The sequence below is a fragment of the Aquisphaera insulae genome (assembly GCF_011064615.1).
Lineage (GTDB): Bacteria > Planctomycetota > Planctomycetia > Isosphaerales > Isosphaeraceae > Aquisphaera > Aquisphaera insulae.
In genome coordinates this window covers 1-14,060 of sequence record NZ_JAALJH010000141.1, presented here as the reverse complement: position 1 = coordinate 14,060, position 14,060 = coordinate 1, and the positions used below count along the sequence as shown (strand labels likewise).

At 67.0% G+C, this 14,060-nt stretch carries 12 protein-coding genes; 5 read left to right on the top strand and 7 right to left on the bottom strand.

Going from position 1 to position 14,060, the window contains the following annotated elements; all coding sequences use genetic code 11:
• Together G6O54_RS34970 and G6O54_RS34965 are read right to left on the bottom strand one after the other, a co-directional pair.
• Nucleotides 1–390, bottom strand: a 390-nt coding sequence (locus tag G6O54_RS34970; protein WP_205679142.1) for a hypothetical protein, incomplete at its 3' end; no start/stop codon positions are given.
• Between the two features lie 1,352 nt (nucleotides 391–1,742).
• Entirely contained in the window at nucleotides 1,743–2,006 is a 264-nt protein-coding gene (locus G6O54_RS34965) for a hypothetical protein (protein ID WP_165234959.1), read from the bottom strand.
• Nucleotides 2,007–2,108: 102 nt separating this feature from the next.
• Between G6O54_RS34965 and G6O54_RS34960 the strand changes: the two genes are divergently transcribed.
• Together G6O54_RS34960 and G6O54_RS34955 are read left to right on the top strand one after the other, a co-directional pair.
• A complete protein-coding gene (locus G6O54_RS34960; protein WP_165234956.1) occupies nucleotides 2,109–2,492 on the top strand; it encodes a hypothetical protein in 384 nt (127 codons plus the stop codon).
• On the top strand, nucleotides 2,489–2,866 hold the full coding sequence (locus G6O54_RS34955; protein ID WP_165234953.1) for a helix-turn-helix domain-containing protein: 378 nt from the start codon (nucleotides 2,489–2,491) through the stop codon (nucleotides 2,864–2,866). Before G6O54_RS34960 ends, G6O54_RS34955 begins: the two co-directional genes overlap by 4 nt.
• Nucleotides 2,867–2,899: 33 nt before the next feature.
• Here the strand turns inward: G6O54_RS34955 and G6O54_RS34950 are convergent, their stop codons facing one another.
• Entirely contained in the window at nucleotides 2,900–3,955 is a 1,056-nt protein-coding gene (locus G6O54_RS34950) for an SDR family oxidoreductase (RefSeq protein WP_165234950.1), read from the bottom strand.
• Between the two features lie 364 nt (nucleotides 3,956–4,319).
• On the opposite strand from G6O54_RS34950, the gene G6O54_RS34945 reads away from it, so the two are divergent.
• Entirely contained in the window at nucleotides 4,320–5,531 is a 1,212-nt protein-coding gene (locus tag G6O54_RS34945; RefSeq protein ID WP_165234947.1) for a carboxylate-amine ligase, read from the top strand.
• 20 nt (nucleotides 5,532–5,551) lie between these two features.
• Here the strand turns inward: G6O54_RS34945 and G6O54_RS34940 are convergent, their stop codons facing one another.
• From G6O54_RS34940 to G6O54_RS34930, 3 genes are all read right to left on the bottom strand, one after another.
• Nucleotides 5,552–6,961, bottom strand: a complete 1,410-nt coding sequence (locus G6O54_RS34940) for an inorganic phosphate transporter (protein WP_165234944.1) — start codon at nucleotides 6,959–6,961, stop codon at nucleotides 5,552–5,554.
• A gap of 38 nt (nucleotides 6,962–6,999) precedes the next feature.
• Nucleotides 7,000–7,851, bottom strand: a complete 852-nt coding sequence (locus G6O54_RS34935; protein WP_250847230.1) for a leucine-rich repeat domain-containing protein — start codon at nucleotides 7,849–7,851, stop codon at nucleotides 7,000–7,002.
• Nucleotides 7,852–7,987: 136 nt separating this feature from the next.
• On the bottom strand, nucleotides 7,988–8,866 hold the full coding sequence (locus G6O54_RS34930) for an AraC family transcriptional regulator (protein WP_165234941.1): 879 nt from the start codon (nucleotides 8,864–8,866) through the stop codon (nucleotides 7,988–7,990).
• A gap of 72 nt (nucleotides 8,867–8,938) precedes the next feature.
• Here G6O54_RS34930 and G6O54_RS34925 point away from each other — a divergent pair, with 72 nt between their 5' ends.
• Nucleotides 8,939–9,694, top strand: coding sequence for an SDR family oxidoreductase (locus G6O54_RS34925; protein WP_165234938.1), 756 nt, complete (start codon nucleotides 8,939–8,941; stop codon nucleotides 9,692–9,694).
• Nucleotides 9,695–9,784: 90 nt separating this feature from the next.
• On the opposite strand, the gene G6O54_RS34920 is transcribed toward G6O54_RS34925, so the two are convergent.
• On the bottom strand, nucleotides 9,785–12,772 hold the full coding sequence (locus G6O54_RS34920) for a carboxypeptidase regulatory-like domain-containing protein (protein WP_165234934.1): 2,988 nt from the start codon (nucleotides 12,770–12,772) through the stop codon (nucleotides 9,785–9,787).
• 217 nt (nucleotides 12,773–12,989) lie between these two features.
• Here G6O54_RS34920 and G6O54_RS34915 point away from each other — a divergent pair, with 217 nt between their 5' ends.
• Nucleotides 12,990–13,691 carry a hypothetical protein gene (locus tag G6O54_RS34915; RefSeq protein WP_165234931.1) on the top strand — a complete coding sequence of 234 codons (702 nt, stop codon included), beginning with the start codon at nucleotides 12,990–12,992 and terminating at the stop codon, nucleotides 13,689–13,691.
• Nucleotides 13,692–14,060 lie beyond the last annotated feature (369 nt).

Here is a 14,060-nt window from a genome sequence, read left to right as displayed (position 1 = left end):
GGACTGGGCGTTCGCCACATCGCCGTAGAGTGCATTTGCTCCCCTCAGCACGAAGTCGGCAGCGCCCTGTGAGCTGGGGCCGATCACCAGACTTGACCCATACAGATAGGTCGTTCCGCCGATCGTCCCCGCGTCGAATTCGAGCGTGGCGGAATCCACGACTAGGCCGGTTGTGGTCGCGAAGGAAGTCCCGGCAAGTACGAGCCTATCGTTGCCACGGAGGCTCAGGCTCCGGATAGCGACATCCCCGGAGCCGATGTTGACAGTCGGATCGCTCGAGGAGTCGATGATCACGTCATCACTCATGCCGGGCAAGCCGCGAGTGTCCCAGTTCATGGGGTCGAGCCAGGATGTCCCATCACCGGCTCCCGTCCAGTTCACCGCCAGCAACTGTCGGGATTCCAGGGATTCGAGGGACGGCCGCGTCCGCGGCCGATCGGCTCGCCGGCGCGGTGCCGCCCCGCCGAGCCTGGTGATCGACTTCGATGTCGCTCGCGACCGGCTTCCACGCGTCGAAGAGGCCATGGGATGCGTCCTTACTCAGATGCCAGATCAACGTATGAGGACCACGGTTGGGACCACGCCTCGACCCGCGTCACAACGGCTTCGGTGCTCGCCTCGTCGATGAACTTCAACCGCCTCAACATAGAGGCATGCATAACGAATCCTGGAGCGGACCCCATTCGGCGCTCACCTCTGGAGCCCTGGGCCGCTGCCCCTGGTCGAACTTGTGAGTGCATTCATTGTGTGGTCCGCCACATCGGCTACTCTTGGACGAGCATGGATGCAGGCAAGAGGAGATCCCGAAATCCCGCGTTACGATAGGCCGCTCGGAGGCCGCAGGACTTTGGAAAGAAACGCGCCATGAACGCCTCAAGTGTTGAAAAATACAAACACACGCAAGTTGAATGGCCAAAGACTCCGCCATGAATGGCGTTAAATACCCTCGAGTTGCCTGACCTCTGCTGGCGCTATGATGAACCCAAGGATTCATTGGTCGGTAATGCCTGCTCTCGTACCTTGTCAGAGCGAAATAGAGGGGTTCCGGACGGCGAGCCGCGTGTCCGAGCCGGAAGCGTAGACGACGGCCAATTCATGATCTGGGACGACCGTCCCTTACGCTTCTGGCTCGGAGAGGCTCGAACCCTGAGCTGTGACAAAGCACCAGGGGTTGACCTGACGGGACCGACAAAATTGAACGAATGTGCATGCTCATACGAAGAGGGTCATGGGCCAACAGTCTTTTCTGGACACCCAAAGCCCTTAGCCGAATGATCTAGCAAGACGAACACCGCATCTTTCCCATCCACCCAGGGTCTTCAGTCGGAACTCCTGTCGGTCACGTCAGACCTGGCTCCATCTCCGTGGTTGGTCTCGTGAGGCCCGGGGGAAGGGGACGGGCCAGTGTCGAAGAGTCGACATCTTGACTACGTCGTGACCTAACACGAAATTGCGTGCGGGCGGGACGGGGCCGGAAGTCTGTTGGCTCAGGTCCGGTCTGCCTGATCATTGCGCAGGCGACGGCAGGCGAGGTCGCCGGACGGAGCCGGCTCCCACAGGGCTGGCTTGGGGACGGAGCTCAGGGGGCGGGCGACGGCATGCGCGGTCGCCGGACGGAGCCGACTCTACAGAATCGCCAGGTGCTGGCTTAGGCGGGGTGTTGGTCCTTCGACACGAAGGCCAGTCCGACACCTCTGTGTTGTTTGAGTGCCTCTATAATTTGTGCCGTTCAGTTCTGCATGTCACGACCTCATCCCGATCGACCGGAGGCCGGCGTCGAGGTGGCCGTTTCCGTTGCGGTGGGCGGTGCGGCGGGCGAGGGAGGCGACGAGGCCGAGGGTGCCGACGGCGGCCAATCCGGCGGCGGCGACCTTGAGGGCGGGGTTCTGCTCGAAGACGCGGTTGTACCAGCTCGAGGTGAAGCCCGGGTGCTCGCCGTGGGTCGCGCCGGCCGGACTTCTGGCTGGCGAAGCCGTAGCCGCCGGCCAGGGGAGGAGGGGGGACAACGAAGCTCCCCTCCTTGACAGGACTACCACGCTGTGGTAGAGAGAGGTCGAACAGGGGATACGGTGTGAGGTCTCAGGGCATGGCATGAAGAGTCTCGAACGTTGTCCCATTCGCCCTCCTTCGGTCCGGAACAACTCCTGACTTTCATTCACGTCCCTCCGTTTCCGGGGCAGTTCCACCGTCTCAAGCTCACGGACGAGGACCTCAGGGAGATCGAGACCACGATCCTCGACGACCCGCGTCAGGGGGCCGTGATCTCGGGGACTCACGGGCTTCGGAAGATGCGATTTGCGAGCCGCGGGTCGAACGTGGGCAAGAGTGGCGCCTACCGCATCTTCTACCTGTATCTGGAAGAACATGGCACCGTTTTCCTGTGGGCCATCATCGCCAAGGGAGAAGCCGAGAACCTCTCCCCTGCCGACCGAGAGGCGATCGGCAGGCAAGTCGTGCGTGCGAGAAGGGCCCTGGAACGGGAGGTGGAATGATGCCCGACGAAAAGGACCTATCCCCGCTGGCGGCCGAGATGGTGCGCGGTATGTCGGAGTTCTGCGAGGCCGTGGAGTCGGGCGAGGCCATCGCGAAGCTCTACACGATCCGCACGGTGTCGCTGGACCTCGCAACCCCTCACTACGCGGCAGAGGATGTCAAGAGGGTCCGCCGGGCCCTGAACGCCAGCCAGTCCCTGCTGGCGCGGTTCCTGGGCGTGAGCGTCAAGACGGTCCGGGCGTGGGAGCAAGGCTCGCGACCCGTGCCGACCATCGCCGCTCGCTACATGGACGACATCCTCCGCAATCCGGAGATCTGGAACAGCCGCGTCCGCCCTCTGGAAGCGACCGGTGGGCCAGGCCCGAGCACCTGATGGATCGACCATAGCCTCCAGGGCCGCGATGTCTCACGACCTCATCCCGATCGACCGGAGGCCGGCGTCGAGGTAGCCGTTTCCGTTGCGGCGGGCGAGGGAGGCGACGAGGCCGAGGGTGCCGACGGCGGCCAATCCGGCGGCGGCGACCTTGAGGGCGGGGTTCTGCTCGAAGACGCGGGTGTACCAGCTCGAGGTGAATCCCGGGTGCTCGCCGTGGGTCGCGCCGGGGCCGGGCAGGGGGGCGAACAGGTTGTCGCGGCCGTTGTCGGGCCGGGCGGACTTCTGGCTGGCGAAGCCGTAGCCGCCGGCCAGCAGGATCTGATCGCCGAGGGCGGGGCTGAGGCGGTCGATCAGGTCGGCGGATTTGGCGGAGAAGCCGACGAAGACGTCGCGCAAGGGGTGCTCGGAGGCGTGGACGATCGCCTCGGCAACGGCCTCCGGCTGGTAGACCGGATTCGGCGGGGCGGCCTTGTATCCCATCTTGCTTCGGGCGTGGTCGAAAAAGGGCGTGTTGATGGCGCCGGGCATGATCAGGGTCACCTGGATGCCCGACTGCTCGTATTCCAGCTCCAGCCGCAGGGAGTCGGTGAAACCCTTCACCGCGTGCTTCGCCGCGCAGTAGATCGACTGCAACGGGATGCTCCGCACGCTCAGCATGGAGCCCACGTTGACGATCGTGCCCCCCTTCTGCTGACGCATCCGCGGGAGGATCGCCTTCACGCCGTAGATCTGGCCCATGAGGTCGACCCGGATGATCCGGTCGATCTCCTCGATGGAGTAATCCTCGAAGTGGGCATACACGCTCACGCCCGCGTTGTTCACCCAGGTGTCCACCCGGCCGTATGCGGAGACCGCCTCCCGCGCCAGGTTCTCCACCTGGGGCCACTCGGCGACGTCCGTCACCACGACGTGGGCCCTGCCGCCGGCGTCGCGGATCTCCTTGGCCAGCTCCTTCAGGGCCGCCTCGTTGCGGGCCGCCAGCGTCAGGGCCGCGCCCCGGCGGGCGAAGTCGAGGGCCGCCTGCCGGCCGATGCCCGAGGACGCTCCGGTGATCACGACCGACTGCTCGTGGAGTGGCCTCGTCATGGGATCTTCCCCTTTCCTGTCCGGTCCGGTGCGGACTCATCCCCTCAACTCAACCGCGATGATGACTGGCGGATATGCAACCAGGATGCCGCGGTGCCCCCTCTCCCGAGGGTGTCCCGGTGCGGAGGCCACGGGAGGAGGATGATCGCCGCCGGAGGGATCGGGCGAGCGAGGGATCGCGCGGGGGTTGGCCTCCTCGAGGCATGGATTTTGCTGAAGAATCAGCCCCTTGCCGCCGACTCCATCGGGGAGAGGCGGCCCCCCTTGGTCGTGCGACGAATCGGGTCATTCGCAAGCAGCTCACTCTTCGCCTGGTTCCCCGGGGATCGCGGGGCAGGATCGTCGCACCCTCAGAGAGCGCCTCATGCTCGCCCATGGCTTTCAGGGAAGTCCCTCCTCGACCCTCGGGGTCGAGATCGAATTGCAGCTCATCGACGCCGGCACGCTCGGGCTCCGTGGCGTGGACGTAAAGTCCCTCACGGAAGGGCTGCCGCCGGCGATCGCCGGCTCCGTGAGGGGAGAGTTCCATGCCTGCTGCGTGGAGGTCGCCACGGGGATCTGCCGGGACGTGGATGAGGTCCGGCGCGACCTCAAGGAGAAGCTCCGCTGGGTCTCCGGCGCCGCCGCGGCGCGGGGCCTGATGCTGGCCTGGGGGGGGACGCATCCGTTCTCCGACTGGAAGGATCAGGCCATCACCGATGACCCCCGCTATCGGGCCCTCGCGGAGTCGTACCGGGAGACGCTCCTCCGGCAGCTCACCTTCGGGCTGCACGTCCACGTCGGCGTGGAGTCGGGCGACGCGGCGGTCCGGGCGTGCGACCGGATCCGCGAGTATCTGCCGGTCCTGCTGGCACTCTCGGCGAACAGCCCGTTCTGGTGCGGCCGGGCCACGGGCTTGCAGTCGCATCGGATGGAGATCATGGGCAGCCTCCCCGCCGCCGGGATCCCCCCCTACCTGGGGACGTGGGAGGCTTTCGGCAACCTGGTGGACCACCTCACGGGGGCCGGCCTGATCGGCTCGTTCAAGGACCTGTGGTGGGACGTCCGCCCGAGCCCCGCCCACGGCACGCTCGAGGTCCGGATCTGCGACGTGCCGCTGGGCCTGGACGCCGTGCTCGGCCTGACGGCGCTCATCCAGTGCCTGGTGCATACCCTGGCCCGCGGCGAGGGGATCCCGGAGGCGGAGGTGCGTCGGGATCGGGACGTGGAGCACCTCACGGCCGCGACCCTGCAGCAGGACCGCTGGCTGGCGGCGCGGCACGGCCTGGACGCCATGCTCGTCCACCCGAGGACCGCCGCCAGGACCCGGGCCCGGGCCCTGGCCCGCGAGCTGATCGAGGGCTTCATGCCCGTCGCCTCCGAGCTCGGCTGCTCGGACCACCTGGACCGCCTGCGGGCGAGGGCCCGCGGGGCCACCGGCGCGGCCGCCCAGCTCAGCACGTTCGGCCGCACGGGCTCCCTCCGCGAGGTCGTCCGCCTCACCACCCGGGCCGACTCCTCGGGCCACTGGCACCCGTCGCTCTCCCCCATGCTGACTCTCCGGGGGATGCCGGATCCGATGGGGTCGAGCCTGTAGCGAGGGCGGCGGGCCGTCCCTCAGTGCCCGATGACCGCGTGGCTGAAGAGGTACAATCCGGCGGCGAGCAGCATGGAGGCGGGCAGGGTGAGGAGCCAGGCGAGCAGGATGTTGCGGACGGTCGCGCCCTGGACGCCCGACCGGTTGGCCCACATCGTCCCGGCGACGCCCGAGGAGAGGACCTGGGTGGTGCTGACGGGGAGGCCGCCGAGGTCCGCCATGCCGATGGTCGCCATCGCCACGACCTCCGCGCTGGCGCCCTGGGCATACGTCAGGTGCGACTTGCCGATCTTCTCCGCCACGGTCACCACGATCCGCTTGTAGCCGACCGTCGTGCCGATGCCCAGGCAGAGGGCCACCCCCACGATGACCCAGGTGGGGACGTACTCGATCGCCCCCCGGAGCTCCTTGCGGGGCCCGTTGATCGTCTCCCGGGGATCGGCCGGGGAGTTCGCGGTGGCGGCGGTCACGCCGTCGAGCTGGCGGTCCAGGCGGAAGATGGTCGAGTGGATCCGCCAGCGCTGCTCCACGGGGACCTCGCGGAGCGAGATCTTGCCGTCCAGGTCGCGGATCAGGGAGTCCAGGTCGCGGATCGCCTGGTAGCGGTCTTCCGGATGGGCCGCCATCAGCATCACCTTGAGCCGCTCCGCCGCCTGTCGGGTCTCCTGGGCGCCGGCGTCGTGCCGGAGGTTGAGGGCGAAGCTCGCCGGCAGGAGCCCCATCAGGACGAGCATGATCAGGCCCATCCCCTTCTGGCCGTCGTTGGAGCCGTGGGCCAGGCTGACGCCGCCGCAGGTGCCCACGAGCACGCCGCGGATCCACCAGGGTGGGCGAGCCTCCGGGTCGGCCGGCGGGGGCTCGTACAGCTCGGGGTCGGGGACGGTCCGCCGCGCGATCCGCAGCAGGATCGCCGCCGAGGCGAAGCCGATCAGGGGCGAGATGAAGAGCGAGAGCCCGACCTCGCCCGCCTTGGTCCAGTTCACGCCGCCGAAGGGGCCGTGGCCGCTCAGGAGCGAGTGGGCCATGCCGACGCCGAGGATCGAGCCGATCAGGGTGTGCGAGCTCGAGACCGGCAGGCCGACGTACCAGGTCGAGAGGTTCCACGCCAGCCCGGCGACGAGCAGCGACAGGACCATGGCGATGGCCGCGCGGGAGTTGGCCTCGATGAGCAGCTCCACCGGCAGCAGGTGGACGATGCTGAAGGCGATGGCGGTGCCCCCCAGGAGCACGCCCAGGAAGTTGCAGAAGCCGGAGAAGAAGACCGCGGGGATGGGCCGCAGCGTCCTCGTGTAGATGACCGTCGTCACGGCGTTGGCCGTGTCGTGGAACCCGTTGACGACCTCGAATCCGAAGGCGATCAGGAGCGCCACGGCGAGGATGACGGTGATGTGGGGGTCGAGGTGACGGACCGCGTCGAGGAATTCGACCATATGGATACCGTAAGAAGGACCGGCCGGGCCACGACGGCTCAGCCCTCGATCCGGACTCCCGCGGCCTTCAGGGCCTCGACCTGCTTCGCCCCGCCCGGCTGGGCCAGGGGGTTGCCGTCGAGATAGAGGCGCAGGTAAGGGGCGAAACGCTTGGGGCCCGCGGCGTCCGCCTTCGTTGCATCGACCAGCGGTGCCAGGTCCTTGATCCTGTTCCGCCCGATCATCAAGTATTTCAGCTCCGCCTGCTTCGCGAGCGGGCCGAGGTCCTCCACCTCGTTGCCGGCCAGGTCCAGCACCGAGAGCTTGGTGACCGCCTCCAGCGGCTTCAGCTCCTTGACCTTGTTCCCGGCCGCCGACAGCGTCCAGAGCTTCGTCAGCGACGAGATCGGGCCCAGGTCCTTCACCGCATTGCCGTCAAGGTAGAGCGACGTCAGGCTGGTCAGCCCGGAAAGGGGCTTCAGGTCCTCGACCTTGTTGCCCGATAACTCCAGGTACTGCAAGCCCTTCAGGTTCGACAGCGGGGACAGGTCCGCGATCTTGTTGCCGGCCAGGTCCAGCGACTGGAGGTTGATCAGCTCCTTCAGCGGCTTCAGGTCCACGACCTCATTCTTCGTGAGCCGCAGTTGCGCCAGGTTCCGGCACTTCTCCAGCCCGGTCAGGTCCTTGATCCCCCTTTCCGGGGCCTCCAGGATGTACACGTTCTGGAGCTTGTCGTCGGTGAGTGCGACGTTGGGCTCATGCTTGAGCACCTCCCGAATCGCCGCCTCGAGCTTCTTGTCCGGGAACGGGGACGGGGCCGCATCCGCCCCGCCGGCGCTCCCGCCGCAAGCGCACAGCATCATCAGCGTCGCCGTCAGGGGCGAAAGGGCCTTCGTGATCGCCTTCATCATCGGAGTTTATCCTGCGCAAGTCGCACAACCCGTCACGATGCCCTTCCAGGATACGTCAGGACCACGCGACAGGAAAGCGGCTATCCCCCCGCGCGTCCGATCCGGCCCGACGGCCGGTCTTGTCCGCGACCTGGCTTCATGCGAAACGGCCGCGGAACTCCCGGGGCGGATAGCCGAGGCGCCGGGTGAATGCGTAGGTGAGATGGCTGTGGCTGGAGAAGCCGGACTCCAGGGCGATCTCGGTGATCTCGCGGCGGGTGTGGAGTAACAGCCACTGGGCCCGCCGCAGCCGCTGGGCGATGAGATACTGCGCCGGGGTCATGCCGAAGGACTGGCGGAAGGCGACCAGGAGCTGATGGGTGGTCATCCCCGCGAGGTCCGCCAGCAGGCCGAGTGAGATCCTCGACGCGAGGTTCTCGGCGAGGAACGCGCGGAGGGCCCGGGCGCGATCGGACGAGAGCACGGGCCCCTTGCACTCGGCCCCTCGGCGGCCGGACGGCCCCGGGGCATAGGCTTTGAGGACGTGCCCGAGGACTTCCCGCGCCAGTCGGTCGGCTTCCATGGCGGACGCGTCGTCGCCCGCGGCGGCGAGCCCGGCCAGGCGGAGGGTCGTGTCGTAGAGGACCTGGTCGCGGAATCCCGCCACGGGGACGATCGGCCGGGAATCCGTCGCCGGGATCGACAACTCGGCGAACCGGATGACCCCACCTCGGGCGTGGCTGAAATACGGGCGTCCTGCCGGGACGCTCCAGACCTCGCCCGGCGTGGCCGGTCCGAAGCTGCCGCCGTGCCCCTCGAGCTCGGTCTCCAGGCGATCCATCCGCCCGCCGAGGTGGACGATCAGGACATGCCGGGGGCTCCGGATCCTCCAGTCGGTCGATCGGCGGATGTCCTGCGAGGCGACCTGGAGTTCCAGACCCGGCCAGGCGAAGCGAGATCGCTCGAGGCCCCGGGCCGGATGCCGGAGATCATGAAAGCGGGACGCGTCATCGGCGCGGTAACGTCTCGTTCTCATGCCCGGGCCCTCGCCCGGGCCGGATTCGGAACGGCAGTGTATTCGTCCGGCACGATGAGAAGGAGTGGGAACATGGCCGATCATTCGCTCAGGGGTAAGGTCGCGGTCATCGGCGGCGGTGCCAAGAATCTCGGCGGCCTGATCAGCCGGACGTTCGCCGCCGACGGGGCGAGGGTCGTCGTCCATTACAATAGCGAGTCGACAAGGTCCGACGCCGAGAAGACGGTCTCCGAGATCACGGGCAAGGGGGGAGAAGCTCTCGCGATCCGGGGCGACTTTACGAAGGTCGCGGACGTCGTCGCCACCTTCGCCGCCGCGAAGGACAAATTCGGCCGCGTGGACATCGCCGTGAACACCGTCGGCAAGGTCCTCAAGAAGCCGTTCCTGGAGACGACCGAGGAAGACTATGACTCGATGGCGGCCATCAACTCCAAGGCCGCCTACTTCTTCATCCGGGAAGCCGGCAAGGCGCTCGAGGACCACGGCAAGATCTGCACGATCGTGACCTCGCTGCTGGCCGCCTACACGGGGCTCTATTCCACCTATGGCGGCATGAAGGCCCCCGTCGAGCACTTCACCCGCGCCGCGTCCAAGGAGTTCGGCCCGCGCGGCATCTCCGTCACGGCCGTCGGACCCGGCCCCATGGACACCCCCTTCTTCTACGGCCAGGAGACCCCCGAGGCCGTCGCCTATCATAAATCTGCCTCGGCCCTCGGCGGCCTGACGAAAATCGAGGACATCGTCCCCCTGATCCGGTTCCTGGTCACCGACGGCTGGTGGATCACCGGCCAGACCATCTTCGCCAACGGCGGGTACACCACCCGCTGAGGCAGGAAGAGCCACGGATCAAAGACGGAATTTAGCCACAGATGGACACGGATGAACACGGATAGGAAGGAGAGGTAAAGGGGCTGGGGGTTAACGAGGTTTCTCAAGGTCCTTGCGAATCGCCTCGAGTGCCGGGGGAGAGAGCCCGGGCGTGGCCTGGCGGAGGATCGACAGGAAGTGGTCGATGTCCGGGGCCGTGGTCGGGAAGCCGATGTTGGAGGGCTCGTCCTCGGAGCCCGGGGCGTTCGAGGAGATCAGCGGCTTGCCCGCCGGGTCGAGGATGACGTACCAGGGGATGCCCGTGGACCTGTCCTTGCCGAGGTAACGGTCCTGGATCTCGCGGATGTGGAGGTCGCGGCTGACGTCGAGCTTGACGATTTCCACGTGTGGGGACAGCTCCGCCTTGTGGGCGTCGAGCAACCGCGCGAGCATCCGGCAGGGGCCACACCAGGACGCGGACAGGATCAGGATCACGCGGCGATCGCCGGCCTTCGCCCGAGAGAGGGCGTCAGCCAGGCTCGCCTGCGCGTCTCGCGTCGGCAGCGTCTGGTCCTGCAGGAAGGCCACGAGCGGACGCGCGTCGAGCTTGTGATCCGGACCCAGGCGGAGCGGGTAGCGGGCCTTCGGCTTCCCTTCATCCGTCAGGACCACGAGCGTCGGTCCGGCCGTGTCGGTCGGCTCGCCGAGTTCCCTCGCCAGCGATTTTACGTCCTCATGGGACGCATCGAACGACGCCAGCTCGAACTCCCAGCGCAGGTCGCCGGGCGTCTTCGCACGGGGCTCGTCCTTCTTCGCGTCGCTGACGGTCGACGTCTCCTGGAAGAGGCGGAAGAGCTCGGTGCACGCGGGGTCCTTCGGGTCGCCGAGGAGCAGGAGCGGGCGGGTGTATTCGCGTTTCGCCTCGGCGAGGGTCTCTTCAGTCCTTACCTTCGCCAACTTCTCCTTGCGGGCCGCGAACGACTGCGCGGCACGCTCGGCCGGGGTCGGCGGCACGTAGGGCTTCGGCGGAGTCAGGTCAACGGACACGTCGTTGAGGGCGACCAGGCCGGGGCCGGTCGGCTTCACGTCGGTCGAGGCGCGAACGAAAAGGTGCCCATCTTCCTGGCTCATGATGAGCTCATAACGTTCGCCGACCACGAGCCCCTCGAGCCGGAAACGGCCGTCGGGACCGGTCGTCGCGCTGCCGCCGAATCGCCGGCTGAAGGGGGCATTTCTCTCCCCGGAAAGGACGATTCGCACGCCGTAATCGAGCGTCAGGCCCGCCAGGGGCTTGCCGCCGGGATCGGTCAGCCGGCCCTCGGCGAAGGCGGCGGGCTTGACCGTGATCGTCGCCTCGGCGGCCTCCTCGCCCATCCGCAGGATGCCGCACCGGGCACGGTCCGGGGTTTCGGCCATGAGGACGAGCGGATCGAGCGAGCGGTTGATGCGGACCTTCCCCGCCGCATCGGCGCGGGTTGGGGTGAAGTAGCCCGTCATCGACTGATAGGCCCCGTCGATGCGGGCGCCGGGCACGGGCTTGCCGGCCTCGTCAACGACGGAGATTGCGAACGGTGCGAGCTCGGCGCGGGGCATCGCGTAGTCGCGGACGATCTCGCGAGGTGCATTGGTCGCGGGGATCGTCAGCGTGCCCCCCTCGACGCGAGGCGGCCCCTGGATCCGGTACTCGCCCGGCCCGACCAGGAACTCGTAACGGCCGTCGGCGTCGGTCCGCGCCCAGGTCCAGAGTGACATCCCGCGACGGATTCGGTTGCCTGGCTTCTTCAGTTCATCCGGGATGCTGCCGCGTTCGATGATGACGCCGAGGTTGACGTCCGGGGCCGGCTTCCGGTCCTTGCCGACCGTGACCCGCCCCTTCAACCGCGTCCCCGGGCCGAGGATGAAATCGAGGCCGTCCGCCGGCTTCCCCGGGCGGACGACCACGCCGAAGCGATAAGGCGCGGCCAGGTCGTCCCGGGATGCGGTCAGGACGTAGGCCTCCTCGGTGTGGACGCGGATCGCATAGCGGCCATCGTCGCCGGTTCGTGTCTCGCCCTGGAAGCCGTTGAGCCCTGACCCCTGGCCCTTCAGGCGGACGATCGCGCCGGCGGCGGGGCGGCCGTCGGCCGTGGTGACGCGGCCGGAGAGGCGCTCGAAGGGGAGGAACGTCGCCGTGATCGTGTCGCCCGCGGCGTCCTCCGGCACCGGGACGAAGTGGTCGGGCGTGAAGAAATCCATCGAGTGCACGGAGATGTTGAGTCGCCCGTGGACCTTGGCCGGCAGCCAGTCGAAGACTGCGACCCCGTCGGCATCGGTCGTCCGGAAGACGTCCGTCAGCCCGTTGATCTCCGCCTCGTGGTCGGGCTTGGTGAAGTACCAGGGGCCGGCCAGGATGCCGGCGATCGGCTTTCCGTCCCGGTCGACGGCCCGGAAACGGAGCGGCGGCCGGGCGCCATCGAGGGTGAGCGTGAGGCGGTCGGGCAGGGGGCGGAGAGCCTCGGCCGAGTTCCGCGCCCGCCTGGCCTGCGCGTAGTCGAAGCCGACCTTCGACTTGAGCGCGTAGACGCCCCATCTGGTGAGGTCGGCGGGGACGTCAACGGTCCATCGGCCCGCCTCGTCGCTCCGGCCCGAGAGGATTCCCTCGTAGCCGGCCTGGACGTGGATCTCGGCCTGGGGGACCGGCCGGCCGCCGCCGTCGACGACCCGGACCTCGAGGGGATGGGGTGGCCTGAGGACGACCTTCGCGGGCGCGATCGTCGCCGCCTCGCCGGCGACGATTTGCAGCCCGAGGCGTCCGTCGCCGGCCCTCGCCACGAGACAGGCCGAGAGCCGCCCGTTGCCGCGCTCGGGCAGGAGCACCCGGAACGAGCCGTCGCCGGCCGAGGTCGCGGAGTCCGCCTTCTCGAACGAACGGACGTCGATCGTCGCCCCGGCGACCGCCTTGCCGGCCTCGTCCACGATCGTGCCCGAGACGGGAGCGCGACGGACCGGCTCCTCGGCCCTGGCTCCGGCGCGAGCCCCGGCCGCGGCCATCGCGACCGCGACGAGCCAGACGACCTTTCGATTCCAGCCCCGGCACCTGGTCCTCGATCGCGCATTCATCCTCATGGCCACCTCCGCGGAGGGAGAACGCCCGGCGGTTCGCAACGGGCGAGGCACCCTCATGGTAACGATTTTTCACCGCGACGGCGCGGGCCGTATGGACGACAAGAGGTCGATGGACTGCGAGGCGAGCAACCTGGCGTGGGCGTGGCACCGATGCCAGGGCCATTGTATCGTCATGGATGGCACCAGCATCCGAGACCTCGGCGATTTGTGAGTGAACGTCACGATGTCACGGCTTGGGCATGAAATCCGGAAACGTGGCAGGTGGATCCGCAGGTATCCCTGGAAACGCTTCGAAAGGCGGGCCGGGAGTTGGCTCAATCCACCTGATATTGACAAGCAAGCATGGTTTATAGAAGAAGACAATTGGGTTCTTGACTATTTCCCAGTCCGCGATGACGAGAGCTATAAGGTTACGCTTGATTATGCAGAGAAGAGGTATAAGGCCGCCCTGGACCTGTCGGCCGAGCTGGACAAGAAGTTGGACGACTTGGTCCGAACCGCCGCGACCATCGGCACGATCATCGCCACCGTGGCCAGAGTCCTGGGGCCTTCGCTTGCAAGCGAAAACCCGTTTAAGCATCAGAAATTACTGGTGTTGTCTCTGTTCTTCCTTACTTTGACGATCCTCATCGGGGCATGGTCGCGAAGGCCGGCGAAGATCCGGACGCCCGTGAAGATGCGCGGCATCCTGATGCTCGTGGACAAACAAAGCTACCGGACACCCGGTGGGGAACAGATGTGGCGATTCCTCTCGGAGGAGCAGATCAAGGGACTCCTGACCTCCTCCTTCCACGTCGCGGAAATAGGGACGAATGAACTGAACGACTGGAAAGCGAGTCAGCTCGTCAGGGCAACGAGCCTCTTCTGCTTGGGAATCGGCGTCCTATTTGTTACGCTTATTTATTCTTATTAGGTGTATTGTGATTATCACAAGTCCTGTCTTTGTTGATGCGATCTGAATTGCTGCAAGGAGCGGGTCGGCGCACCGTAATGGCGTCCTCACCCGAACGTCGAACGGTCCCGCTCGGGCTCACGCCGGCTTGTCCGAAGGGACCGCTCCCGGTGACCTTTGGGGTCCGTGTGTCAGACTTGATGGCCATGGCAATACCTCATTCTTGGCGCGTGCATGGATTATGCCCGCCGGTGTCCTCAACTCTATCTTATCAGCGGTGAGGAGCACGGGCAGAAACAACTCAGGAATCCAGGTTTTCCCGTTTTCTCGTTCTCGGCCGAAGATCCGTGGCGGTTCAGGAGATCAGTGGCCACGAGGAAGCGCCTTCTC

What these genes read in the sequence shown, in the direction of transcription:
- G6O54_RS34935 (WP_250847230.1), bottom strand. Translation starts at nt 7,851, where the DNA reads ATGATGAAGGCGATCACGAAGGCCCTTTCGCCCCTGACGGCGACGCTG.
- G6O54_RS34955 (WP_165234953.1), top strand. Translation starts at nt 2,489, where the DNA reads ATGATGCCCGACGAAAAGGACCTATCCCCGCTGGCGGCCGAGATGGTG.
- G6O54_RS34920 (WP_165234934.1), bottom strand. Translation starts at nt 12,772, where the DNA reads ATGAATGCGCGATCGAGGACCAGGTGCCGGGGCTGGAATCGAAAGGTC.
- G6O54_RS34945 (WP_165234947.1), top strand. Translation starts at nt 4,320, where the DNA reads ATGCTCGCCCATGGCTTTCAGGGAAGTCCCTCCTCGACCCTCGGGGTC.
- G6O54_RS34925 (WP_165234938.1), top strand. Translation starts at nt 8,939, where the DNA reads ATGGCCGATCATTCGCTCAGGGGTAAGGTCGCGGTCATCGGCGGCGGT.
- G6O54_RS34940 (WP_165234944.1), bottom strand. Translation starts at nt 6,961, where the DNA reads ATGGTCGAATTCCTCGACGCGGTCCGTCACCTCGACCCCCACATCACC.
- G6O54_RS34930 (WP_165234941.1), bottom strand. Translation starts at nt 8,866, where the DNA reads ATGAGAACGAGACGTTACCGCGCCGATGACGCGTCCCGCTTTCATGAT.
- G6O54_RS34950 (WP_165234950.1), bottom strand. Translation starts at nt 3,955, where the DNA reads ATGACGAGGCCACTCCACGAGCAGTCGGTCGTGATCACCGGAGCGTCC.